Annotated in this window: 21 protein-coding genes; 12 read left to right on the forward strand and 9 right to left on the reverse strand. The window is 72.0% G+C overall.

All coding sequences use genetic code 11. The annotated features are described in order from the left end of the window. Window positions 1–90: 90 nt before the first annotated feature. Window positions 91–1,611 (reverse strand): leucyl aminopeptidase, encoded by a 1,521-nt coding sequence (locus tag DT019_RS06345; RefSeq protein ID WP_114035638.1) that lies wholly within the window; start codon window positions 1,609–1,611, stop codon window positions 91–93. A gap of 310 nt (window positions 1,612–1,921) precedes the next feature. Here DT019_RS06345 and DT019_RS06350 point away from each other — a divergent pair, with 310 nt between their 5' ends. Genes DT019_RS06350 through DT019_RS06370 form a run of 5 tightly spaced genes read left to right on the forward strand, consistent with a single transcriptional unit; the run spans window position 1,922 to window position 8,467 of the window. After that, window positions 1,922–3,955, forward strand: coding sequence for a hypothetical protein (locus DT019_RS06350; protein WP_388975378.1), 2,034 nt, complete (start codon window positions 1,922–1,924; stop codon window positions 3,953–3,955). Window positions 3,956–3,995: 40 nt separating this feature from the next. Continuing rightward, entirely contained in the window at window positions 3,996–5,546 is a 1,551-nt protein-coding gene (pelF, locus tag DT019_RS06355; RefSeq protein ID WP_114035640.1) for a GT4 family glycosyltransferase PelF, read from the forward strand. Next, window positions 5,543–6,979, forward strand: coding sequence for a hypothetical protein (locus tag DT019_RS06360; protein WP_114035641.1), 1,437 nt, complete (start codon window positions 5,543–5,545; stop codon window positions 6,977–6,979). The genes pelF and DT019_RS06360 overlap by 4 nt, the downstream gene beginning before the upstream one ends. Window positions 6,980–7,037: 58 nt before the next feature. Further along, window positions 7,038–7,655 carry a spherulation-specific family 4 protein gene (locus DT019_RS06365; RefSeq protein WP_114035642.1) on the forward strand — a complete coding sequence of 206 codons (618 nt, stop codon included), beginning with the start codon at window positions 7,038–7,040 and terminating at the stop codon, window positions 7,653–7,655. After that, complete coding sequence (locus DT019_RS06370; protein WP_114035643.1) at window positions 7,652–8,467, forward strand: endo alpha-1,4 polygalactosaminidase; 816 nt, start codon at window positions 7,652–7,654, stop codon at window positions 8,465–8,467. The genes DT019_RS06365 and DT019_RS06370 overlap by 4 nt, the downstream gene beginning before the upstream one ends. Window positions 8,468–8,470: 3 nt before the next feature. Here the strand turns inward: DT019_RS06370 and DT019_RS06375 are convergent, their stop codons facing one another. Further along, window positions 8,471–9,262, reverse strand: coding sequence for an adenosylcobinamide-GDP ribazoletransferase (locus tag DT019_RS06375; protein WP_388975983.1), 792 nt, complete (start codon window positions 9,260–9,262; stop codon window positions 8,471–8,473). 69 nt (window positions 9,263–9,331) lie between these two features. On the opposite strand from DT019_RS06375, the gene DT019_RS06380 reads away from it, so the two are divergent. After that, window positions 9,332–10,087: a hypothetical protein gene (locus DT019_RS06380; RefSeq protein ID WP_114035645.1), complete on the forward strand. Its 756-nt coding sequence runs from the start codon at window positions 9,332–9,334 to the stop codon at window positions 10,085–10,087. Here the strand turns inward: DT019_RS06380 and DT019_RS39430 are convergent. The 4 genes from DT019_RS39430 to DT019_RS06400 all read right to left on the reverse strand — a co-directional run bounded on the left by DT019_RS39430 (window position 10,036) and on the right by DT019_RS06400 (window position 14,925). Beyond that, a complete protein-coding gene (locus tag DT019_RS39430; protein WP_189389218.1) occupies window positions 10,036–10,767 on the reverse strand; it encodes a hypothetical protein in 732 nt (243 codons plus the stop codon). The genes DT019_RS06380 and DT019_RS39430 overlap by 52 nt on opposite strands. Then, entirely contained in the window at window positions 10,764–12,533 is a 1,770-nt protein-coding gene (locus tag DT019_RS06390; protein WP_114035646.1) for a phosphatidylglycerol lysyltransferase domain-containing protein, read from the reverse strand. The genes DT019_RS39430 and DT019_RS06390 overlap by 4 nt, the downstream gene beginning before the upstream one ends. Window positions 12,534–12,612: 79 nt before the next feature. Next, entirely contained in the window at window positions 12,613–13,698 is a 1,086-nt protein-coding gene (cobT, locus tag DT019_RS06395; protein ID WP_114035647.1) for a nicotinate-nucleotide--dimethylbenzimidazole phosphoribosyltransferase, read from the reverse strand. 30 nt (window positions 13,699–13,728) lie between these two features. Further along, on the reverse strand, window positions 13,729–14,925 hold the full coding sequence (locus tag DT019_RS06400) for a bifunctional adenosylcobinamide kinase/adenosylcobinamide-phosphate guanylyltransferase (RefSeq protein WP_189389221.1): 1,197 nt from the start codon (window positions 14,923–14,925) through the stop codon (window positions 13,729–13,731). A gap of 79 nt (window positions 14,926–15,004) precedes the next feature. On the opposite strand from DT019_RS06400, the gene DT019_RS06405 reads away from it, so the two are divergent. Then, window positions 15,005–15,214: a hypothetical protein gene (locus DT019_RS06405; protein ID WP_114035648.1), complete on the forward strand. Its 210-nt coding sequence runs from the start codon at window positions 15,005–15,007 to the stop codon at window positions 15,212–15,214. A gap of 41 nt (window positions 15,215–15,255) precedes the next feature. Here DT019_RS06405 and DT019_RS06410 read toward each other — a convergent pair whose 3' ends face one another. The 3 genes from DT019_RS06410 to DT019_RS06420 form a co-directional block, all read right to left on the reverse strand. After that, window positions 15,256–16,365, reverse strand: a complete 1,110-nt coding sequence (locus DT019_RS06410) for a S1C family serine protease (protein ID WP_114035649.1) — start codon at window positions 16,363–16,365, stop codon at window positions 15,256–15,258. 99 nt (window positions 16,366–16,464) lie between these two features. Then, window positions 16,465–17,172 (reverse strand): class I SAM-dependent methyltransferase, encoded by a 708-nt coding sequence (locus DT019_RS06415; protein WP_114036040.1) that lies wholly within the window; start codon window positions 17,170–17,172, stop codon window positions 16,465–16,467. 86 nt (window positions 17,173–17,258) lie between these two features. Next, window positions 17,259–17,855, reverse strand: a complete 597-nt coding sequence (locus DT019_RS06420) for a DUF3043 domain-containing protein (protein WP_114035650.1) — start codon at window positions 17,853–17,855, stop codon at window positions 17,259–17,261. A gap of 263 nt (window positions 17,856–18,118) precedes the next feature. Between DT019_RS06420 and DT019_RS06425 the strand changes: the two genes are divergently transcribed. From DT019_RS06425 to DT019_RS06445, 5 genes are all read left to right on the forward strand, one after another. Beyond that, window positions 18,119–18,913 (forward strand): PspA/IM30 family protein, encoded by a 795-nt coding sequence (locus tag DT019_RS06425; RefSeq protein WP_114035651.1) that lies wholly within the window; start codon window positions 18,119–18,121, stop codon window positions 18,911–18,913. A gap of 19 nt (window positions 18,914–18,932) precedes the next feature. Continuing rightward, window positions 18,933–19,211: a PspA-associated protein PspAA gene (gene pspAA, locus DT019_RS06430; RefSeq protein WP_114035652.1), complete on the forward strand. Its 279-nt coding sequence runs from the start codon at window positions 18,933–18,935 to the stop codon at window positions 19,209–19,211. Window positions 19,212–19,251: 40 nt separating this feature from the next. Further along, window positions 19,252–20,475 (forward strand): sensor histidine kinase, encoded by a 1,224-nt coding sequence (locus tag DT019_RS06435; protein WP_189389224.1) that lies wholly within the window; start codon window positions 19,252–19,254, stop codon window positions 20,473–20,475. After that, window positions 20,472–21,158 carry a response regulator gene (locus DT019_RS06440; protein ID WP_114035654.1) on the forward strand — a complete coding sequence of 229 codons (687 nt, stop codon included), beginning with the start codon at window positions 20,472–20,474 and terminating at the stop codon, window positions 21,156–21,158. The genes DT019_RS06435 and DT019_RS06440 overlap by 4 nt, the downstream gene beginning before the upstream one ends. A gap of 198 nt (window positions 21,159–21,356) precedes the next feature. Next, window positions 21,357–24,473 carry an efflux RND transporter permease subunit gene (locus tag DT019_RS06445; RefSeq protein ID WP_114035655.1) on the forward strand — a complete coding sequence of 1,039 codons (3,117 nt, stop codon included), beginning with the start codon at window positions 21,357–21,359 and terminating at the stop codon, window positions 24,471–24,473. Window positions 24,474–24,481 lie beyond the last annotated feature (8 nt).

Below are 24,481 nucleotides of genomic sequence, written 5' to 3' on the forward strand. Positions count from 1 at the left end.
CGTACGGAGCGCGACGGTGCGGAGCGTGCGCACGGGCGGCCCCGGGGCGTGTGCCCGGGGCCGCCCTGTGGGTCGGCTGTGACCGGGCTGTCAGCCGAGGTCGCCGGAGGCGGTGCGCTCCGCCAGACGGAGCAGGGTGCGCACCGAGGAGCCGGTGCCGCCCTTGGGGGTGTAGCCGTGCGGGGCGCCCTCGTTGTAGGCCGGGCCCGCGATGTCCAGGTGGGCCCAGGTGATGCCCTCGCCGACGAACTCCTTCAGGAACAGGCCGGCCACCAGGCCGCCGCCCATCCGCACGCCCATGTTGGCGAGGTCGGCGGTGGGGGAGTCCATGGTCTTGCGCAGGTTGGCGGGGAGCGGCATCGGCCAGGACTGCTCGCCGGACTCCTCCGCGATCTCGTGGATCGCGGTGCGGAAGGCGTCGTCGTTGGCCATGATCCCGAAGGTGTGGTCGCCGAGGGCCAGCACCATGGCGCCGGTCAGGGTGGCCACGTCGATGATCGCGTCCGGCTTCTCCTCGGAGGCCTTCCACAGCGCGTCGGCCAGGACCAAGCGGCCCTCGGCGTCGGTGTTGAGGACCTCGACGGTCTTGCCGCTGTACATGCGCAGGACGTCACCCGGGCGGGTGGCGGAGCCCGACGGCATGTTCTCGGCCAGCGCGAGCCAGCCGGTGACGTTCACTTCGAGCCCCAGGCGCGCGGCCGCGACGACGGCGGCGAACACCGCGGCGGCGCCGCTCATGTCGCACTTCATCGTCTCGTTGTGGCCGGCCGGCTTGAGCGAGATGCCGCCCGAGTCGTAGGTGATGCCCTTGCCGACGAAGGCGAGGTGCTTGGCGTTCTTGGCGTGGGTGTAGGAGATCTTCACCAGGCGGGGCGGGTTGGCCGAGCCGGCGCCGACGCCGAGGATGCCGCCGTAGCCGCCCTTCTCCAGCGCCTTCTCGTCGAGCACCTGGACCTTGAGCCCGTGCTCCTTGCCCGCGGCCGACACGACGGCGGCGAAGGCCTCGGGGGTGAGGTCGTTCGGCGGGGTGTTGATCAGGTCGCGGGCGCGGTTCATCTCCTCGGCCAGCGCGAGGGAGCGCTCGGCGGCGGCCTTGTGGGCCTTGTCCCGCGGCTTGGCGCCCAGCAGGGCCACCTCGGCGAGCGGGCCCTTGGCGTCCGCGCCGCGGTCCTGGTAGGCGGTGAAGGCGTACGCGCCCAGGAGGGCGCCCTCGCCGATCGCCTCGATGTCCTCGGCGGCCTCGATCGGCAGCGCGAACGCGGCCTTCTTCACGCCGTGCAGGGCGCGGGCGGCGTTGCCCGCGGCGGTGCGCAGCACCTCGGCGGCGTACGCCTCGTCCTGGGCGGGGGCGGTGCCGAGGCCGACCGCGAGCACGAACGGGGCCTTGAGGCCGGCGGGGGAGACGGCCTTGGTCACCTCACCCTCGGCACCGCTGGCGCCGAGGGTCGCCAGGACGGCGGCGAGCTTTCCGCCGAACGCCTTGTCCACGGCCTCGGCGCCGGGCGCGACGACCAGCCCACCCTTGGGGCCGGCGGCCTTGGCGACGCCGACGACGAGGGCGTCGGCACGCAGCGTTGCCGCACCGGCAGTGCTGAGAGTCAGAGCAGTCACGGTGGTGAGATCTCTCTTCCTTGAGAATCCTGTGGAGTGTTCGACCGTCGGATGGGCCGGCCGGGGCCCGGTCCATCGTATTTCGGGCGGGTCGACCACCAGCCACGAGCCTACGCGCGGTGACGGCGTTCGATCGCGGTGGCCGCAATTCACTCATCCGTGGTGTCTCTTTCACGTTTGGGCCGCACACTCCGTGAGAGCTACGTCACACTCGCCTCAATCGAGTACAGGGGGCACCGTGCCCCTTTGCATCATCACCACAGGTTCTTCGCGCAAGCTCTGAGCGCGAAGGCTTTATGAGGGGGGACAAATGAAGGCGAAGGCCTTGAAATTGGGCAGAACCAGGCTTGCGCTCACGGCGCTGATGGCTGCCGGTCTGCTCGGCACCGCCATCCCGGCCGCCAACGCGGCGGCCACGGTGGCGCCGCGCATCGATCTGAAGGTGCTGGTCCTCGACGACGGCGGAAGCGCGGTCGGGGCGGTCGTCGCCGAGCTGAAGAACACCGGAGTCCCGTACCAGACCGTCCAGTTGAACGCCGCGGGCCGCCCGACGGTCGACGCCGCGTTCCTGAGCGACACGGTGGGCGGCCGGCCGCGCGCCAAGTTCCAGGGCGTGGTCGCGCCCAACGAGATCCCGTTCGGCTCGGCGGCCGCGCCCGAGCAGACCGCTCTCGCCGCGTACGAGCAGACCTTCGGGATCCGCCAGATCGACGCCTACACCTGGGCGCACCCCGAGGTGGGGCTCGACTACACGGACCAGAACGGCGGTTGGTCCGGCGTCCTGGACGGGGCGAAGACCCAGGTCACCGCGGCCGGCAAGGCGGGCCCCTTCGGATATCTGAACGGGCCCCTCACCTTCGAGGACAACGACCCGACGGTTCCCGAGAGTTACGGCTACGCGGCCCACCCCAGGGACGGCTTCACCAGCTACCTGGACGCGCCGACCGGCGGCAGCATGCTCGGCCAGTACACCCACGACGGCCGCAGCGAGCTGGTCGTCACCTTCGCCTACAACCAGTACCAGGAGCAGTTCCAGGCGCTGGCCAAGGGCATGGTGGAGTGGCTCACCCAGGGCGTGCACCTGGGCCAGAGCCGCAACTACTTCTCGGTGCACGTGGACGACGTGTTCGCGCCCGACGCCCGCTGGGACAGCGTGCACAACTGCACCCCGGGCGACTTCGACTGCCCGGCCGGCGGCGCCACCAACCCGGACATCCGGATGACCGCGGCCGACGCCCAGTACGCGGCCCAGTGGGAGCAGACCAACGGGTTCACGCTCGACATGGTCTTCAACGCGGGCTCCGGCGAGGAGTGGAAGTCCGAGAACGGCGGCACCGACGCGCTCACCGCGCAGCTGCTCGCCGACAAGGCCAAGTTCCGCTGGGTGAACCACACCTACACCCACGAGTTCCTCGGCTGCATCCAGGACACCACCGTCGTGCCCTGGCAGTGCAAGAAGAACGCCGACGGCTCCACCCAGTGGATGAGCCGGGCCGACATCTCCGCCCAGATCTCGCAGAACAACACCTGGGCCGCCCAGAAGGGCCTGCCGGTCGACAGGAGCGAGCTCGTCACCGGTGAGCACTCCGGCATGAAGGTCCTGCCGCAGCAGCCCGACGACAACCCGAACCTGGCGGGCGCGCTCGCCGACAACGGCGTCAAGTGGACCGGCAGCGACGCCTCGCGCGAGCCCGACCAGCGCGCGGTCGGCGCCGCCCAGACGGTGCCCAGGCACCCGATGAACGTGTACTACAACGTCGGCAAGGCCGCCGAGATGACCGACGAGTACAACTGGCTGTACACCTCCAAGGCGGACGGCGGCAGCGGCGTCTGCGAGAACAACCCGGCCTCCACCTGCATGGCCGCCCCGCTCGACACCGCCACCGGCTACCAGTCGTACATCGTCCCGCGGGAGGCCAAGACCGCGCTGTCGCACGTCCTGTGGAACGACCCGCGGCCGCACTACGTGCACCAGTCCAACCTGGCCGAGGAGCGGATCCTCTACCCGGTCCTGGACAAGGTCCTCGGTGACTACAAGGCCCTCTACGCCGGCAACGCCCCGATCGTGAACCTGCGCGAGAAGGACGCGGGAACCGAGTTCGCCCGGCGCGCGTCCTGGGACAAGGCGCTGGCTTCCGGTTCGGTGACCGCCTACCGGATCGGCGACACTGTCACCGTGCAGGCTCCGAACGGGGTGGCCGCACCGATCACGGCACCGGAGGGCACGCGCAAGCAACTGCTCCTCGGCACCACCGTGTTCGGTACGCCGTACGCGGGTCAGCGCTCCGACTGGTCCTCTCCCGAGCTGCTCCAGTCGGCGGTCACGCTGAAGTTGCCGGCCTGATCGCTCGTCTCGCACGACCGCTTGTCCTGGGGGGACATCCATGCCGAGCAGTGGCCGTCATGTCACCATGCTCACCGAAGGCACATATCCGCATATACACGGGGGTGTGAGCACCTGGTGCGACCAGCTCGTCCGCGGCATGCCGGAGGTCGACTTCAACGTCGTCGCCCTCACCGGCAGTGGCCGTGAGCCGGTCGCCTGGGAGCTACCGGCCAACGTCTACCGGCACACGGCCTTCCCCCTGTGGGGGCCGCGGCCCGGTGGGCGGCGGCCGCTCCTCGGCAAGGAGAGGCGCCGGTTCACCGACACCTACGAGCGCTTCCTGCTCGCCCTGCTCGACCCGGAGTCCGGCTGTGACTTCACCTCGGCCCTGTACGGGCTCGCGGAGCTGGCCCGGGCCGGGCGGCTTTCGGCGGCACTGCGTTCCGAAGCGGCGCTGAAGTCCCTGATGTGGATCTGGACCATGCCGCACCTGGCGCTGTCCAGGGCGAAGCCCACCGTGCACGACGCCCTGACCGCGACCGACCTCCTGGAACACGCACTGCGCCCGCTGTCCGCCCGCATTCCGGCGGACAGCGTGGCGCACGCGGTCAGCAGCGGCCTCGCCACGCTGCCCGCGCTCGCCGCGCAGTACTTCGACGGGGTGCCGTTCCTGCTGACCGAGCACGGGATCTATCTGCGCGAGCGCTACCTCGGCTACCGCACCGGCGAGCAGAGCTGGCCGGTGAAGGCGGTCCTGCTGGGCTTCTACCGGGAGCTCAACTCCATGGGCTACCGCCAGGCCGACCTCATCACCCCGTGCAACCAGTACAACCGCCGCTGGGAGGAGCGCGGGGGCGCCCCGTCCGAGCGCATCCGCACGGTCTACAACGGGGTCGACCCCGACCTCTTCCCGCACGCCGGGCCCGACCCGGCCGTCCCCACCCTCAGCTGGTGCGGACGCATCGACCCGATCAAGGACCTGGAGACCCTGATCCGCGCGTACGCCATCGTGCGGGCCGAACTCCCCGAGACCCGGCTGCGCCTGTACGGGGGAGTCCCGGCCGGCGGCGAGGACTACCGCACCCGCCTGGAGAAGCTGGCCGCCGAGCTGGGCGTCACGGACGGCATCTCCTACGAGGGCCGGGTCAGCGACGTGGCGAGCGCCTACGCGTCGGGCAGCGTGGTGATGCTCTCCAGCATCAGCGAGGGCTTTCCGTTCTCGCTGATCGAGGCGATGTCCTGCGGCCGCGCCACGGTGTCCACGGACGTCGGGGGTGTACGGGAGGCGGCCGGTGAGGCCGGTGTCGTCGTGCCGCCCCGGGAGCCCGCGATGATGGCCGAGGCGGCCCTCGCGCTGCTGCGCGACCACGAGCGGCGGGCCGAGCTCGGCGCCGCCGCCCGGCAGCGGGTGATCGACAAGTTCACCCTGCACCGCTCGGTGGACGGCTTCCGCCGCATCTACCTGGAACTGGCCGGACACCCCGAACCGGAGCTCGCGCGGGCCGCGTTCACGCCCGAGGACGACTGGACCCTGCAACTCACCGGGCCGTGGTACCGCGAGCTGTCCGGCGAGGCCAAGGCCGGCCTGCTCGACGGGGCACCCCGGTGAGCGGATCGCTGTGGGTCGGCGGGGAGGAGGGGCAGGACACCCTGCCCTTCATCCCCCGCCAGCGCCTGCCCAAGCCGCCCGCGGACGACCCGCTGGCCGAACTCGCCCTGCGCCTGGACGAGTTGATAGCCGCGGCCGTGCACCCGGACGAGATAGCCGCGATCATCGAGTCCGACGGCATGACGGACGCCCAGATAAGAGCCGTCTACGGCCACCCCGACTCCTTCTCGCTCGCCGAGGAGCTCTACGGCCGCGTCGAGCGCCGCTACCCCCCGGCCCCGGCGCCGCCCGCCGAACCCTGGCACACCCACCTCGGCTCCTGCCTCCTGCGGGGCCTCGTCTTCGCGCTGCCCGGCCTCGCCTACGTCCTGGGCGCGCCCCTGCTCGCCGGCCCGCGCGCCACGCTCGGCCTGCCCGCCGGAACCATTCCGCTGCTCGCCGGAGCCGTCACCGGCTGGGTGTGGAACCAGTCGCTCTCGCACCGGGCGCACTCCTGGCTCAGCCTCGCCGACCGCCCGGCCGCCGTCCGCGCGCTGCGCCTGGGCGCCCCGCTCGGCGCCGCGCTCAGCTCCCTGGCCGCGCTGGCCGTGACCGGTCCGGGCGAACTGCCCGCCGCCGCGTTCGCCGCCGGTCAGTGCTGTTACCTCGCGGCGGCCACCGCGCTGCTCGTGCTCGGCCGCGAACGCCCGCTGCTGTGCGCCCTGTTGCCGCTGACCCTCGGGCTCGTACCGGGGCTGCCGTCCGCCGTCGGCCCGGTGCTGCTGCTCGTCTCGCTGCTCGCGGCGGTGACTCTCGCCGTGCTCGCGCTGCGCGGCGAGACGGCCGGGCCCGGACCGCGCGGCGCCGTGTCGCCCCCGATGGCCGCCTCCGTGCCGTACGGCCTGTTCGGGCTCGGCGCGGGCGTGCTCGTGCTGTACGCCGCCCTGGGCGACGTGTTCCGGCACGGCTCGGCCGGAGCGGTGGCCGGGCCGTCCGCGGTCGCGCTCACCCTCAGCATGGGCCCCGCGGAATGGCTGCTGCACCGGTTCCGGGCCGCGAGCCTGACCGGGCTGCGGACCACGTCCAGCGCCCGGGGGTTCCGCGGCTCGGTCGCCGCCACCGTGACCTGCTGCCTCGGCGCCTATCTGCTGATCCTGGCGGCGCTCGCCGAGGCGGGCACCCGGCTGTGGCCTGGTGCCCCGGCGCTCGGCGGCCTGCGCCTGGCGACCCTGCTCCTGATCGGCGCGGTGCTGTGGGCCGGGCTGCTGCTCCAGTCGTTCGGGGCGGCGGCGGGCGCCGCCCTGGTGTGCTGTGCGGCGGCCGTCGCGCAGACCCTGGCACTCCTCCTGGGCGCGCCGCGGCAGACCGGCCCGGTGGTGTCGGGGTGCGCGGCCGCGCTGCTCGCCGTGCTGGTCTGTGTCCTGCTGGGGAGGGCGACCGCCCACCGCTCATGAGGATGCCGTCGAGGAAACAGAGCCACCCGAGTACCCCGAGCGCGCTGCGAGGAAGCCCATGAGCAAGCTGCTGGTGCCCTACTACGAGCACCCGGCCGAGCAGCCCGAGGCCTGGGACGCGCTGATCGCCGCCGCGCCCTCGCTGTACGGGGTCGTCCTCAACCCGGCCAGCGGCGCGGGCCCTTCGCCCGACGCCGCCTTCGCCGCGGTGGCCGGCCGGCTGCGCTCGGCGGGGGTGCGGGTGCTCGGGTACGTGGACACCGCCTACGGCGACCGCCCCCCGCAGGACGTCGTGCGCGAGGCGGCCCGCCACCGCGCCTGGTACGGGGTGCACGGGCTCTTCCTCGACCAGGTGGCCACCTCGGCCGTCCAACTGCCGTACTACGCCGACCTGCGGGCCGCGCTCGCCGCCACGTACGACACGTATGTCACCCTTGTCCTGAACCACGGCGCCGTGCCGCACCCCGGCTACGCCCGGATCGGCGATCTTCTGGTCACCTTCGAGGGGCCGTGGTCGGCGTACCGGCCGGCCGGGCCCACCACCCCCGACACCTGCCACCTCATCTACGGGGCCCCGCCGGACGCGGTGGCCCTGGCCCCGGTCCACTGTCTCGTCCCCGGTCAACTGCCGCACCCCTGGGGCACGTTGCCGCACCGCTTGGAGCCCGTCCGGTGAAACGCGCACTCTGGCTGCTTGTCCCGCTTTGCCTGCTGGCGGCGTGCTCCAGCTCCCCCGACGGCCCCGACGACGGGGACGGCCAGGACTCCTCGCCCCCCGCGCCCTCCGGCCCGCACTGGCAGCCCGCCCCGGGCCTGACCTGGCAGTGGCAGCTCAAGGGCAAGCTCGACCCGAGCGTCGACGTCCAGGTGTACGACATCGACGCCGTCGACCAGGACGCGGCGGCGGTGGCCGATCTGCACCGCAGGGGCCGCAAGGTCATCTGCTACGTCTCGACGGGCGCCTGGGAGAACTGGCGGCCCGACGCCAAGCAGTTCCCCCAGGCGGTGCTCGGCAAGGGCAACGGCTGGGACGGCGAGCGCTGGCTCGACATCCGGCGCACCGACGTCCTGGAGCCCCTGATGGCCAAGCGGTTCGACCTCTGTCGGCAGAAGGGCTTCGACGCGGTCGAGCCGGACAACATGGACGGCTACAACAACGACACCGGCTTCCCCCTCAAGCCCGCCGACCAGCTGAAGTACAACGAGCTCATCGCGAAGCTCGCCCACGACCGGGGCCTGGCCGTGGGCCTGAAGAACGACCTCGACCAGATCCCGCGGCTGCTCGACCACTTCGACTTCGCGGTCAACGAGCAGTGCGCCCAGTACGGCGAGTGCGACAAGCTCACGCCGTTCGTGAAGGCGAACAAGGCCGTCTTCCACGTCGAGTACGAACTGCCGCCGGAGCGCTTCTGCGCCCAGTCCAAGAAGCTGGGCCTGAGCTCGATGGAGAAGAAGTACGACCTGCTGGCGTGGCGCAGACCCTGCTGAGCCTCAGCCGAGGGTGAGGGCGGCCAGGGCCGCCGTCGCGGCGGTCTCCGCGACCGCCCCGAACACATCGCCCGTCACCCCGCCGAACCGTCCCACACAGCGCCGCAGCAGCATCTGGGCGGCGGCCAGTCCGGCCGCCACGGCGAGCGCGAAGTGCAGCGCGGACCACGGCCCGAACAGCGCTCCCGCCGCCGCGCAGGCGGCCGTCACCAGGGCGGCCACCACGAGCGCGCGACCCACCGGCACCGTGCCCGCCACGACCGCGCCGAGCCCCTCCGGACGGGCCGCCGGGACCCCGCGCCGGGAGGCCAGGGTGAGCGCGGCGCGGGCGGCCACGGCCGAGACGACGGTCGCCGCGGCACCCCGGGCCCAGCCGTCCTCGTACAGCCGGGACAGGGCCGCGATCTGGGCCAGCAGACAGAAGAGCAGCGCCACGACGCCGAACGGGCCGATGTCGCTGCGCTTCATGATGCGCAGCGCGTCCTCGGCGGGCTTGGCGCTGCCCAGGCCGTCCGCGACATCGGCGAGCCCGTCCAGATGCAGACCCCGGGTGAGCAGGGCGGGCACGGCCGCGCTCACCACCGCCGCGAGCAGCCCCCCGGACCCGAGCCCCCAGCACCCCGCGCCCGCGGCCGCCGCGCACAGGCCGACGGCGAGCCCGGCGAGCGGAGCGAGCGTCATGCCGGCGCGGGCGGCGGAGCGGTCCCACCGGGTGATGCGGGCGGGGAAGACGGTGAGGGTGCCGAAGGCGAAACGTACGCCGTGCAGGGCCTTGCTGGGGTTCACCCGGCGCAGGGTATCCCGAGCGCTCGGGCCCCCGGCGGCGGTAAATTGCGCATACCAGCGCAAACAAGGGCGGGTGGGATGGGTCACTGGTTCTATCGGAACATCACCGAGCCGGGCAAGCTCCCCATGCTGCTCGCGCTGGCCTCTTTTGTCGTGACGTTCCTGGTCACGCGCTCCATCACCCGCCTGATCCGGGCCGGGCGCGGCCCGTTCCGGAACATCAGGCCGGGCGGGCTGCACATCCACCACGTGGTGCCCGGTGTCATCCTCACCGTCGTCGGGGGCTTCGGGGCGGTCGGCAGCGGACGGCACGGCATCGCGGCGGCCGTCTTCGCCGTGCTCTTCGGGACGGGGGCGGGCCTGGTCCTCGACGAGTTCGCGCTGATCCTGCACCTCGACGACGTGTACTGGAGCGAGAACGGGCGCAAGAGCGTCGAGATCGTGGTGATGGCCGCCGCCCTCATGACGCTGGTGCTCGCGGGGTTCTCACCGCTCGGCGTCAACGACGTGAGCCCCGAGGAACGGCAGAGCAGGGGGTCGTTCATCACCACGATCGCGATCAACTTCTGCTTCGTGCTGATCTCGCTGTTCAAGGGCAAGGTGCGGCTGTCGGTGATCGGCACGTTCGTGCCGTTCGTCGCGCTGTTCGGCGCGGTGCGGCTCGCCCGGCCGGGCTCCCCGTGGGCCCAGCGCTTCTACCGCAACCGGCCGCGCGCCAGGGCCAAGGCCCAGCTCAGGGCCTTCCGCCACGACCGGCGCTGGTCCCAGCCGAGGCGCCGCTTTCAGGACTGGATCGGCGGCGCACCCGACAGACTCCCGGTGCGCCGCCCCTGATCAAGGCGGTCGCGCCGGCGCTTGCGCCGTACCCAGGTGATCCAGCAGATCACGGCGACCGCCAGGAGCGCGGCGATGTGCTCCTTGCCCGCGAGGTTGTTCTTGAGCGCCACCTCGACGACCATCGCCATCGCCACGGTCCCGGCCGTCCAGTACGCCCGGTAGCGCCAGCACACGTACACGGCGAGGGCGACGACGGCGGCCGACGGGCCGGTGTCGACCATCTTCGCGGCGGAGGCGGGCAGCCCGAACACGCTGTCCGGGCCGATGTGGATGCCCACCCGCGCGTACAGGGTGCCGGCCAGCGTCGCCGCGTACGCGATGAGCAGCATCCGGCCCCGGCCGATGCAGATCTCCGCGATGCCGAAGACGAGCAGCACCTGGACGAGCGCGCCCCACACCGGCAGGTCGAGGGCCGGCACGAAGAGCGAGAGCGGGGTGCGCACGAGCGAGATCCACAGCGGGTACTCGGCCTTCACCGAGCCCACGATCTGCACCGGCCGAAAACCCCAGGACTGGTTCTGGATGATCTGGAAGACCGAGGTGAGGGCGACCGCGGAGAGGGTGAGCGGAATAGCCCGCCAGCGCTGCGTGCGCACCGCGTACTTCACGGTCCTGAACAGGGGCCCCCACTCGCGCGCCGCGAACCGGCGCGCGAACCCCTTCCCCGAGCCGCTCATCTCTGGGATTCCAGATGCCTGCGGTGCAGCCACTTGGGCAGCCCCGGGGCCTCCAGGAACCCTTCGGCGCGCGCGGACGCGATGGCGATGCGTGGCAGGTCTGCACTCTTCTCGAACAACGTGAACCGCGGCTCCCAGATCGGCCGGTACTTGGCATTGGACCGGTAAAGGGACTCGATCTGCCACCAGCGGGAGAAGAAGCTGAGGAGCGAGCGCCACAGCCTCAGCACGGGTCCTGCCCCGAGCTTCGAGCCGCGCTCGAAGACGGAACGGAACATCGCGAAGTTCAGTGAGACCTGAGTGATCTTGATCTCCTTGGCGCGCTGCAGGAGTTCGATCACCATGAACTCGATCAGGCCGTTCTCGGAGTCGCGGTCACGGCGCATCAGGTCGAGCGAGAGCCCGTGGGGGCCCCACGGCACGAAGCTGAGCAGCGCCCTCAACTCGCCCTCGCCGTCGAAGCATTCGAGCATCATGCACTGGCCGTCGGCGGGGTCGCCGAGCCGGCCGAGTGCCATGGAGAAGCCGCGTTCGGTGGCGCCGTCGCGCCAGTCGTCGGCCTTGCGCAGGAGTTCGTCCATCTCCTGGGCAGGGATGTCCGCGTGACGGCGGATCCGCACCTCGTACCCGGCCCTCTTCACCCGGTTGTACGCCTGGCGCACGGTCCGCATCGCGCGGCCCTCCAGGGTGAACTCGGCGGTCTCCACGATCGCCTCGTCGCCCATCTCCAGGGCGTCCAGGCCGTGCCGGGCGTAGATCTGCCCGGCCTCCTCGCTCGCGCCGGTCACGGCCGGGATCCAGCCGTGCTCCCGTGCCTCGGCCAGCCAGGGCTCGATCGCGCCCGGCCAGGCCTCGGGGTCGCCGATCGGGTCGCCGGAGGCCAGCGAGACGCTGTTGATCACGCGGTAGGTGACGGCCGCCTTGCCGGTCGGCGACCAGATGACGGCCTTCTCGCGGCGCAGCGCGAAGTAGCCCAGCGAGTCGCGCTCGCCCTGCTTGTCGAGCAGCGCGCGCAGCTTCTCCTCGTCCTCGACGGTGAGCGGGTCGACGGCCTTGCGGTTGCGGAAGGCGGCGTAGAGGACGGCGATCAGGAGCAGCGTGGCCAGGACGTTGATGGTGACGTTGACCCAGCCCGGTGTGGTGATGCCCTGGGTGTGCCGGTCGTCGGGGACCAGGAACACGAGCCGCATCACGCCGTAGCGCCACCGCTCGAGGAAGGTCGAGTGGTCGGTGCCGTCGTACGTGTTGGTCGCGCTGACCAGGACCGCCGCCATCAGCGAGGTGATCAGCAGGCCGCCGACGGCGGTGACCACCGCGGCCAGCGGGTTGGAACGGTCGCCCTTGGCGTAGAACTCGCGGCGGCCGAGCAACAGCGCGAGCACGAAGGCCGCGGTCAGCCCGAGCGAGATCCAGTTCTGGGCGTAGCGGTGGATGTCCGGGAAGACCATGGCGAACGCGAACAGGGCCAGGAAGAGCCCGGCGAGCACGATGTTGAGGATCCAGGCGGCCCGCTTGCGCCGGCGCATGGTGACGGCGAGGAACAGCGTGACGACGCCGGAGGTGAAGCCGGCTTCGAGCAGATACGGCGTGAAGTAGTCGTCCGTGTTGTGCCGCCGAAGCCCCTGGCCGAGGGTGACCCATACGGCGCTCAGGAAATTGATGAACGTCACGATGCGCAGGTACCAGACGGCGAACGCCGCGCTGCGTCGCGACCGGGCGGTGCTCCGGTTCGTTCCTTCGGTGGTGCTCAAGCGGACTTCTCCCATGAAACGCGATGATATGGGGGCAATGCGTTCCACAGCGGTCGCGGGGGGAGCCGAGGGCAGCCCCCGGCTCCGCCGCGGCTCACTCGTCGCCGCTCTCCTGCGCGCTCTCCGTGCGCGCATCGGTGCGCTCGGGCAGCTCCGCGGCCAGTGCGGCCGCGGCTTGTACGAGGGGAAGAGCGAGCAGTGCCCCGGTTCCTTCGCCCACTGTGACGCCATGATCGAGCAGAGGGTTGAGCGCCATCCGGTCCAGCGCCTTGGCCTGGCCCGGCTCGCCGCTCAACTGGCCAGCGAGCCACCAGTCCGGAGCCCGGAAGGCCGCACGCTGAGCCACCAGCGCACAGGCCGACGAGACGACCCCGTCCAGGATCACCGGCAGTCTGCGCACCGCACACTGCAGCAGGAAACCGGTCGTCGCGGCAAGGTCCGCGCCTCCCACGGCGGCCAGAAGTTCCAGCTGATCGCCGAGAACCGGCCGCGCCCGGCGCAGCGCGTCGCGGATCGCGGCGCACTTGCGCATCCACGCCAGGTCGTCGATCCCCGCGCCGCCGCGGCCGGTCACCACCGAGGCGTCCGTCCCGCACAGAGCCGCGATCAGCACTGCCGCGGGGGTGGTGCCGCCCACGCTGAGGTCGCCGAGCACCACCAGGTCGGTGCCGGAGTCGGCCTCCTCGTCGGCGATGCGCATGCCGAGCCGTACGGCCGCCTCCGCCTCCTCGACGGTCAGCGCGTCCTCGATGTCGATCCGGCCGCTGCCGCGCCGCACCCGGTGGCGTACGACGTCCTCGGGCAGCAGAGCGGGGTCGCAGTCCAGGCCCGCGTCGACCACGCGGACCGAGGCGCTTAGCCGCCGGGCGAGCACCGCGGCCGGGCTCGCGCCGTCCAGGACGGAGCGTACGAGCGTGTGCGCGGAGGCCGCCGGGCGGGCCGAGACGCCGAGCCCGGCCACGCCGTGGTCGCCCGCGAAGAGGATCACGCGGGGCCGCTGGAGGGCCCGGACCGGGTTGGCGCCCTGCGCCGCCGAGAGCCAGGTGGCCAGCTCGTCGAGCCGGCCGAGCGCGCCGGGCGGCACGGTCAGCCGCTCCCGGCGTTCCTCGGCGTCCCGCCGCACACCGTTGTCGGGGCGTTCGATCAGATCGGAGAAGTCGTCCAGGTTCAGCCTGCTCATTTGCCGAACAGTACCGCCAGCGCGCCCGCCTCAGCCGCGCAGTGTGAGCGCCTGCCCCGCGACGACGAGCAGGACCTGCTCGCACTCGGCCGCGAACGCCGCGTTCAGGCGCCCCAGTTCGTCCCGGAACCGCCGTCCCGACGAGGTGGCCGGCACGACGCCGGAGCCCACCTCGTTGCTCACCGCGACCAGCGTCCGCGAGGTGCCCCGGACCGCCGCGACGAGTTCCGCCGTACGTTCCTTCAGCGCGCGCTCGCCGCCGGCCGCCCACTTCTCGTCGTCCCACGCGCCGACCCGGTCCATCGCGTCGGTCAGCCACAGCGCCAGACAGTCGACCAGGAGCGGCGGCCCGGGCTCCTCCAGGAGCGGGGCGAGCTCGCAGGTCTCCTCGGTGCGCCAGGAGGAGGGCCGCCGTTCGCGGTGCAGGCCCACCCGCGCGGCCCACTCCGCGTCGCCGTCCCGAAGTCCGCCCGTCGCGACGTACACGACCTGCGGGAAGGCGGCCAGACGCCGCTCGGCCTCCACCGACTTGCCCGAACGCGCGCCGCCCAGGACCAGCGTGCGGCGCGGCAGATCGGGCACCGCGTGGTACTCGCCGACGGTCAGCGTGGTGCCGTCGGGCACCGCACGCGCGCCGAGCGCCGCGAGCCGGCGCTCCAACTCCCGCCCGGGCGGCACGTCGTGGTCGAGGTGCACGGCGATCACGTCGGTGGCCGGGCCGATGCCGCCCGCCGCCCGCAGCCGCGCCAGCGCGTCGGGCCGCCCGGCGACATCGGCCACCACCATGTCGTACGGGCGCATCCCGGCGGCGCCCGCGGGAGCGCCGCCCGGGGGCAGGTAGAGCAGCCGCTCGCCCTCCGGCGAGGTCACCTCGTACCCCGTCCCCGGCGAGTCCAGCGGCACCGCGAGGACCCGGTGGCCGCTGATCAGGGTGAGCCTGCGGCCGTCCGGCACCCGCCCCGCCGCGGGCAGTCCGGCGGGCAGCTCCACGGCCGGCCCGTCGTGCGGATGGGTGAGCAGCACCTGCCGCACCCCGGCCAGGGTGTGCCCGGCCCGGGCCGCGGCCAGGGCCGCACCCGGGGTGAGGTCGAGCAGCAGCGCGCCGTCGACGAGCAGGGCGGTCGCGGCCCGCGCGTCGCGGCCGCGGGCCAGGGCGCACGCGGCGCAGGGACAGTCGGGGCGCGGCAGGCCGACGGGGGCCCCGGTGCCGAGGAGAGTCAGTTCCACAGGGACGATCCTCCCGCGTCACCGGCCCTCTTGCGCGCCCGGTTACGCTGCGGGCAGCAACGTGACCCAGGAGGCGGACATGGCGTGGACGTGGCGTTTCGAGAAGTCGGACGGTACGGAGGTCGAGCCGGCGGTGGCGCCGGAGGAGTTCACGACCCAGGGGGACGCGGAGTCCTGGATCGGTGAGGTGTGGAAGGACCTGCTCGAAGGCGGGGCCGACCAGGTCTTCCTGTTCGAGGACGGCGCGAAGGTCTACGGCCCCATGAGCCTGCACGCCGAACAGGTCTGACGGCCCGGCCGGGGGGCGCGGACGGCGCCCCCGGGCCCGGCTCAGATCTCGCCGAGGGTCACCTCGGCGGTCTTCTTCGCGCCGTCGCGCGTGTACGTCACCTGGACCTTCTGGCCCGGCTTGTCCGAGGCGAGGGCCTCGGTGAGCGAGGTGATGGACGTGATGTCGGTGTCGCCGAGCCGGACGATGATGTCGCCCGTCCTCAGGCCCGCCTTGGCCGCGGCGCCGGTCGCCGGGGCCTGGACGACCGCGACGCCCGCGGGCTGGTAGCCGGAGTCCACCACGGTGCGCCCGGTGATGCCGAGCGCCGCCCGCCCGGAATCGGTGACCTTGCCGCTCTTGATGATCTGGTCGGCGACCGTCTTCACCATCGACACCGGGATCGCGAAGCCGATGCCGGGCGCCGCGCTGCCGCCCATGTCCGGGTCGGTCGCGGCGAGCGTCGGGATGCCGATGACCTCGCTGTCCAGGTTGACCAGGGCGCCCCCGCTGTTGCCGGGGTTGATCGCGGCCGAGGTCTGCACCATGTTGGCGATGGTGGCGCCGGTCCCGCCGCCGCCCTGGCCCTCGGAGACGGTCCGGCCGGTCGCCGAGACGATGCCCTGGGTGACGCTGGAGGACAGGCCCAGCGGGGAGCCCATCGCCAGGACGATCTGGCCCATCTCGACCTTGGCGGAGTCGCCGAACCTCGCGGCCTTCAGGCCGCTGGGCACCGAGTCCAGCTTGATCACGGCGAGGTCCTGCTCGGGATAGGCCGCGACCAGCCTGGCGGTGACCGCCGAGCCGCTGCCGGAGGTGGTCACCTTGAAGCTCCGCTCGGTGCCCACGACATGGGCGTTGGTGACGATGTGCCCCTGGTCGTCGTAGACGATGCCCGAGCCGAGGCTGTTGGACGCGTCGATCTGCACGACCGACGGCAGCACGTTCTTGATCACACGCTGGTAGTCGCTCTGCAGGCTGTCGGTCCCGCCGGAACCGTTGCGCTGGGCCGCCGAGGGGCTGGAGGAACTCGCCGACGGGCTCGGCGACGCCTTCCCCGCCGCGGTGGAGCCCGTGTCCGAACAGCCGCCGAGGAGAGCGGCGGTGGCGACGGCCGCGGTCAGGGGCAGCAGCGCACGGCGCACCCGGCCGGGGCGAAGAGATGCATCCATGGCAGGAGTATCCCTTTGGTCCGATATGACGGCCTGTCGGAGCGCCCGATCAGGTACCGGGGGTCCCGGACCGGGACCCCATCGGCGGATACCCCTGCCTCAGTCCCGTACGCCGAAGAGGTGCAGCAGCGCCGCGACCTGGCGGTAGGGGTCGGTGCGGCCGGCCCGGTCCTCGGCGGCGAGCAGCCGGTCCAGCTCGTCGGCGGGCGGCAGTTGGGCCTCGTTCGGCACGTTGTCGGTGAACACCCGCACCCCGTACCAGGCGTGCAGCGGAGCCGCGATCCCGTCGAGCGTGCGGGTCAGCACGGCCAGGCGGTCGGCCCGCACCGGCAGGCCGAGCCGGTTGGTGTACGAGTCGGTGTCGAAGGCCGCCAGGGCGCCGGGCCAGTCACCGGCGAGCCCGGGGCGCACGGCCAGCGCGTCGGCGTTGCGTACGAGCAGCGAGAGCAGGCCGCCTGGGGCGAGCATCCGGGCCAGGCCCGCGAGCATCGCGTCGGGGTCCGGGACGTACATCAGGACGCCGTGGCAGAGCACCACGTCGAAGGAGCCGGGCAGGAAGTGCACCCCGGTCTCGCGGCCGTCGCCCTCGATCAGGCGGACCCGCTCGCGGATGCCCTCGGGCTCGGTGGCCAGCGACTCGCGGGCCACCTTCAGCATCGCGGGATCGGATTCGAGGCCGGTCACCGAGTGCCCGGCGCGCGCCAGGCGCAGGGCCTGGGTGCCCTGGCCCATGCCGACGTCCAGGATCCGCAGGCGCTGGCCGACCGGGAAGCGGCCGGCTATCTGCTCGTCCAGCTGCCGGGCCACGAGTTCCTGGCGGACGATGTTGCGCAGCCCGCCGAGGCCCTTCAGCCAGGCGCCGGAAGCGCCCACGAACCCGGACGGATGGCCGCTCAGGGCCGCTCTCCGCGCTTGACCTGCGGCTTGGGCAGCCGCAGCCGACGCATCTGGAGCGTGCGCATCAGGCCGTAGGCGACGGCGCCCTTCTTCGGCTCGTCCGGGAAGCGGGCGGCCAGCGCCCGCCTGAGCCGGAAGGCGAGCCCGATCGAGTCGAGCACGATCAGCACGATCACGACGAGCCACAGGAGCAGCGAGAGGCTCTGCAGGCTGCCGACGCGGATCATCGAGAGGACCAGGATGATCACCGCGAGGGGCAGGAACATCTCGGCTACCGAGTACCGGGAGTCGACGAAGTCGCGGACGTACTTGCGCACCGGGCCCTTGTCACGGGCCGGCAGGTAGCGCTGGTCGCCATTGGCGAGCGCCTCGCGCTGCTTGGCCATGTCGACCCGGCGGGCCTCGCGCTGGCGCTTGGCGGCCTCCTTGCGGTCGGTCGGCACGGTCGAGGCACGGCGGCGCTGGGTCTGGGCCTCACTCCGCTTGGGAGTGGGGCGCCCCTTGGGGGCCTCGGGGTCACGGGGCGCTTTGGAGAGGTCCGCCGTCACCTTGTCGGTGGGGGCCTTCTCTGCGTTGGAACGGCTACGGAACACAATCCCCAAGGGTACGGGGTACCCGGCATGGACCCCAGGCCGGTGGGGAACGATCCCACAACGCCTTGCGTCTGTAGGAGCGGGCGATGCACGGTTCCCCGAGGTTCACCTACTCCTTGCGCCGGACCGGCGCGGGACGCAGTCGTCCTTGGGGATGAGCGCATCGGCGCCCGAACAGTGCGGTAATGGATGCAGGGCCCGTACTGTGGGTCCTGTTGCAGCAGCTGGAGCTGGAGTCCGTCAGAAGGGGGCGCGCGAAGCCCATGAGCGGTGTCATGAAGCGTATGGGGATGATCTTCCGCGCGAAGGCGAACAAGGCCCTTGACCGGGCCGAGGACCCTCGCGAGACCCTCGATTACTCGTACCAGAAGCAGCTTGAGCTGCTCCAGAAGGTGCGCCGGGGCGTCGCCGACGTGGCGACCTCCCGTAAGCGTCTGGAGCTGCAGCTCAACCAGCTCCAGAGCCAGTCCTCCAAGCTGGAGGACCAGGGGCGCAAGGCCCTCTCGCTCGGCCGTGAGGACCTGGCCCGCGAGGCCCTGTCCCGCCGGGCGTCGCTGCAGCAGCAGGTCACCGACCTGGAGACGCAGCACCAGACGTTGCAGGGCGAGGAGGAGAAGCTCACCCTCGCGGCCCAGCGCCTCCAGGCCAAGGTCGACGCCTTCCGCACCAAGAAGGAAACGATCAAGGCGACCTACACCGCGGCCCAGGCCCAGACCCGCATCGCCGAGTCCTTCTCGGGCATCTCCGAGGAGATGAGCGACGTCGGCATGGCCATCCAGCGGGCCGAGGACAAGACCGCGCAGCTCCAGGCGCGGGCCGGCGCGATCGACGAACTGCTTGCCTCGGGCGCCCTCGACGACCAGTCGGGGCTCGCCAAGGACGACATCCAGACCGAGCTGGACCGGCTGTCCGGTGGTACGGATGTAGAGCTGGAACTGCAGCGGATGAAGGCCGAGCTGATGGGTGGCGGAGCCAACGGGAAGCAGGCCATCGAGGGCGGCGCCGCCGCTCCTCAGGACAAGGCCCCGCAGCAGAGCCCGCGCTTCGACAAGCAGTGACGAGCGGCAGGAGACGTTCATGATCGTCCGGATCATGGGGGAGGGGCAGGTGAAGCTGGCGGACAGCCACTTCACCGAGCTCAACAGGCTCGACGACGACCTCCTCGACGAGATGGAGGCCGGCGACGAGGAGGGCTTCCGGCGCACGCTCGGCGCGCTCCTCGACGCGGTGCGCCGGTTGGGCGAGCCCCTTCCCGATGACGCCCTGGAGCCGTCCGAGCTGATCCTGCCGAGCCCGGACGCGACGCTGGACGAGGTCAGGGACATGCTCAGCGACGACGGCCTCATTCCTGGCTGACGCGGACCGGGGCGGCGCGCCCCCGTTACGGTAGGTGGCCGTGACCCTCCTCGACCGTGCCCGCCCCTGGCTCCGGGCGCATCCACTGGCCCTGGATGCCGGCCTCGCCTTCGGCGTACTGCTCTGCATGGTCGTCGGCTCCTTCGCCGACCCGCACGGGCCGAACGGGCCGACCTTCGGCACCCGTACGCCGGGACTGCGTTCGCTCGTCCTGATGACGCTGGCCGCCGCCGTCCTCGTACTGCGGCGGCGCAGACCCGTCGCCGTGCTCGCCTGCACCAGCGCCCTGGCCATGGTCGAGCTGGGCCTCGGCGCACCGCCCGCGCCGGTCGCGATGAGCGCCGTCGTCGCGCTCTACACGGTCGCCGCCCACACCGACCGGCCCACCACCTACCGGGTCGGCGTGCTCACCATCGTGGTGCTCACCGGCACGGCGATGCTCTTCGGCGTCCCGCCCTGGTACTCCCAGGAACACCTCGGGGTCTTCGCCTGGACCGGCATGGCCGCGGCCGCCGGGGACGCCGTGCGCAGCCGGCGCGCCTTCGTCGACGCGATCAGGGAGCGGGCCGAGCGGGCCGAGCACGGGCGCGAGGAGGAGGCCCGGCGCCGGGTCGCCGAGGAGCGGCTGCGCATCGCCCGCGACCTGCACGACGTGGTGGCCCACCACATCGCGCTCGTCAACGTGCAGGCCGGCGTCGCCGCGCACGTCATGGACAAGCGGCCCGACCAGGCCAAGGAGGCCCTCGCCCATGTGCGCGAGGCCAGCCGCTCGGCGCTGGGTGAACTCCGCGCCACGGTCGGCCTGTTGCGCCAGTCCGGCGACCCCGCCGCCCCCACCGAGCCCGCCCCCGGGCTCGCCGTCCTCGACGATCTGCTCAGCGGCTTCCGGCGGGCCGGGCTGCCCGTGGAGCTCGCCCGCTCCGACGACGCCCCGCTGCCCGCCTCCGTCGACCTCGCCGCCTACCGGGTCATCCAGGAGGCGCTCACCAACGTGCAGAAGCACGCCGGGCCCGGCGCCAAGGCCGAGGTGAGCATCGTGCGGGTCGGGCCCCACACCGAGATCACCGTCATCGACAACGGCACGGGTACCGGCGCTGCCGCGGGCGACGGCGGCGGCCACGGCCTGCTCGGCATGCGCGAGCGGGTCACCGCGCTCGGCGGCACCTGCACCGCCGGGCCCCGCTACGGCGGCGGCTTCCGGGTCCAGGCGATACTGCCGGTCAAGACCGCGGAGACCGGGGCCACGGGGGAAGGCACGGCATGACGATCAAGGTGGTACTCGCCGACGACCAGGCGCTGCTGCGCTCGGCGTTCCGCGTGCTGGTCGACTCGGAGCCGGACATGGAGGTCGTGGGCGAGGCGGCGGACGGCGCCGAGGTCGTCACCGTGGTCCACCGGACCCGGCCCGACGTCGTCCTGATGGACATCCGGATGCCCGGCACCGACGGGCTCGCCGCCACCCGCGCCATCACCGCCGACCCGGCCCTGGCCGGTGTCCATGTGGTGATGCTGACGACCTTCGAGGTCGACGAGTACGTCGTGCAGTCGCTGCGCGCCGGGGCCTCCGGCTTCCTCGGCAAGGGGGCCGAGCCCGAGGAACTGCTCGGCGCGATCCGGATCGCCGCGGCCGGTGAGGCCCTGCTGTCCCCGGCCGCGACCAAGGGCCTGATCACCACCTTCCTCGCCCAGGGCGGCAGTTGGGACGGCGGGGAGGACGCGCGGCGGCACGGCGAGCGGCTCGCCGCGCTCACCGTCCGCGAACGCGAGGTGCTGGTCCAGGTCGCCGGCGGTCACTCCAACGACGAGATCGCCGAACGCCTCGCGGTGAGCCCGCTGACCGTCAAGACCCATGTCAACCGCGCGATGGCCAAATTGAGCGCCCGCGACCGCGCCCAACTGGTGGTCATCGCCTACGAATCGGGCCTTGTGCGCCCACGGGTGGACTGAAGGGTGGAGCGCGGCGTACTGCGGCTGCGGTATGTGCGGGATAAGGAAAGGGACCTGGGAGCGAGGGATCGGACCCGCTCCATGGCCGAGGGTTATAGGCGGGGGCCGGGTCTTCCCGGGTGACGCGCCGCGCGATCGCGGGCCGGTCCCGCCTGTCTCGTACCGCCGCTCGCACGCCACAGAAGAGAGACCCCACCCATGTCCTGGCTGTCCAGATTCAGCCTCGCACAACGGGCCCTGATAGGCCTGATGTCGATCGTCGCGATCGTCTTCGGGGCGATCGCCATTCCGCAGCTCAAGCAGCAGCTGCTGCCGACCATCGAACTGCCCATGGTGTCGGTGCTCGCCCCCTATCAGGGCGCGTCCCCCGACGTGGTCGAGAAGCAGGTCGTCGAGCCGCTCGAAAAGAACATCAAGGCCGTCAGCGGAGTCAAGGGCATCACGTCCACGGCGTCCGAGGGCAACGCCGTGATCATGGCGACCTTCGAGTACGGCACCGGTACGAAGCAGCTCGTCGCCGACATCCAGCAGGCCGTCAACCGCTCGCGCAACCAGATCCCCTCCGAGGTCGACCCGCAGGTCGTGGCCGGATCCACCGACGACATGCCGACCGTGGTGCTCGCGGTGACCTCCGACAAGGACCAGCAGGCGCTCGCCGATCAGCTGGACCGCACGGTCGTCCCGGTCCTCCAGGACATCAAGGGCGTCGGCCGCGTGAGCGTCGACGGCGTCCAGGACCTCCAGGTCAACGTCACGCCCGACCCGAAGAAGCTCGCCGCGGCCGGTCTGACCACCCTGACCCTCGGCGACGCCCTCAAGGCGGGCGGCGCGACCATCCCGGGCGGCTCGTTCTCAGAGGACGGCAAGAGCCGCACCGTCCAGGTCGGCGGCCCCTACACCTCGCTCCAGCAGATCGAGAACCTGCGCATCAAGCCGCAGCAGGGCGCCCCGGTCCGCCTCGGCGACCTCGCCACCGTCAAGCAGCAGCCCGCGAAGCGGGTCTCCATCACGCGCACCAACGGCAGGCCCAGCCTCGCCGTGATGGCCACCATGGACCACGACGGCAGCGCCGTCGCGATCTCCCAGGCGGTCAAGGACAAGCTGCCCGACCTGAAGAAGGGCCTCGGCTCCGGCGCGGAGCTCACCGTGGTCTCGGACCAGGGCCCCCAGGTCTCCAAGGCCATCTCCGGCCTCACCACCGAGGGCGCGCTCGGCCTGCTCTTCGCGGTGATCGTGATCCTGCTCTTCCTCGCCTCGGTGCGCTCCACGCTGGTGACCGCGGTCTCCATCCCGCTGTCCGTGGTCCTCGCGCTGATCGTGCTGTGGACGCAGGACCTCTCGCTCAACATGCTGACCCTGGGCGCGCTGACGATCGCGATCGGCCGGGTCGTCGACGACTCGATCGTGGTCCTGGAGAACATCAAGCGCCACCTCGGCTACGGCGAGGAGCGCCACGCCGCGATCCTGGCGGCGGTCAAGGAGGTCGCGGGCGCGGTCACCGCGTCGACGCTCACCACCGTCGCAGTCTTCCTGCCGATCGCCTTCGTGAACGGCATGGTGGGCGAGCTGTTCGGCTCGTTCAGCCTGACCGTCACCGCGGCGCTGCTCGCCTCGCTGCTCGTCTCCCTGACCGTCGTCCCGGTCCTGTCGTACTGGTTCCTGCGCGCCCCCAAGTCGATCGCGGGCATCGACCCGGACGAGGCGCGCCGCAAGGCGGAGGAGAAGGAGAACAGGTCGCGCCTCCAGCGGCTGTACGTCCCGGTGCTCCGCTTCGCCACCCGCCGCCGCGTCACCAGTGTGGTCCTCGCGGTCGTCATCCTGGTCGGCACCTTCGGCATGGCCGGGCTGCTCAAGACCAACTTCTTCGACCAGGGCGAGCAGGACACCCTGTCGATCAAGCAGGAGCTGGAGCCCGGCACCAGCCTGGACGCGGCGGACGCGGCCTCCAAGAAGGTCGAGCGGATCCTCGCGGCCGACCCGGCGGTCAAGAGCTACCAGGTCACCGTCGGCTCCTCCGGCTTCATGGCGGCCTTCGGCGGCGGCACCGGCGCCAACCAGGCCTCGTACACCGTGACGCTGAAGAGCGCGGGCGACTACGACAAGGCGCACGACCGTCTGGAGGCGGCCCTCAAGGGCCAGCCGGGCCACCCCGCCATCTCCTCCGGCGGAGGCTTCGGCAGCCAGGACCTGAGCGTGGTCGTCAAGGCGGCCGACGGGGACGTCCTGAAGAAGGCCTCCGAGCAGGTGCGCCAGGCGGTCGCGAGCCTGAAGGACGTCAGCGACGTCCAGAGCGACCTGGCGCAGAGCGTGCCCCGGGTCTCGGTGCAGCCCAACGACAAGGCGGCCGACGCGGGCTTCAACCAGACCACCCTCGGCATGGCCGTCGCCCAGCAGGTGCGGGGCACCCAGGTCACCAAGGCGATCATGGGCGACGCCGAGCGGGACGTGTACATCACCGCGGCCGACCCGGCCACGACGGTGGACCAGCTCAAAAACCTGCCGCTCGGCCCGGTCAAGCTCGGTGACATCGCCGACGTGAAGCTGGTGCCCGGCCCGGTCTCGATGACCCGGATCGACGGTGCCCGCTCGGCGACCATCACCGCCAAGCCGGTCGGCGACAACACCGGCAAGGTCAGCACCGACCTCCAGGCCAAGATCAAGGACCTGAAGCTGCCGGCCGGCGCCACCGCCTCCATCGGCGGCGTCTCCTCGGACCAGTCGGACGCGTTCAAGAACCTGGGTCTGGCGATGCTGGCGGCGATCGCGATCGTCTTCATGCTCCTGGTCGCGACGTTCAAGTCCCTGATCCAGCCGCTGATCCTGCTGGTCGCCATCCCGTTCGCGGCCACCGGCGCCATCGGTCTGCTGATCGCCACCGGCACCCCGATGGGCGTCCCGGCGATGATCGGCATGCTCATGCTGATCGGCATCGTGGTCACCAACGCGATCGTCCTGATCGACCTGATCAACCAGTACCGCAAGCAGGGCCTCGGCGTCGTCGAGGCGGTCGTCGAGGGCGGCCGCCACCGGCTGCGCCCGATCCTCATGACGGCCCTGGCGACGATCTTCGCGCTGCTCCCGATGGCGCTCGGTATCACGGGCGAGGGCGGCTTCATCGCCCAGCCGCTCGCGGTCGTGGTGATCGGCGGTCTGGTGACGTCGACCCTGCTGACCCTTCTCCTGGTGCCGACCCTCTACGCGATGGTCGAGCTCCGCAAGGAGCGCAAGGCCAGGAAGAAGGCGGCCAAGCGCGCCAGGAAGGCGGGCGCGGCCGCGCCGGACGACTCCGCCGACCGCGAGCCGGCCAACGCCTGACCCGGCCG

The sequence above is a fragment of the Streptomyces sp. SDr-06 genome, assembly GCF_003324565.1.
In the GTDB taxonomy this organism is placed as follows: Bacteria; Actinomycetota; Actinomycetes; order Streptomycetales; family Streptomycetaceae; genus Streptomyces.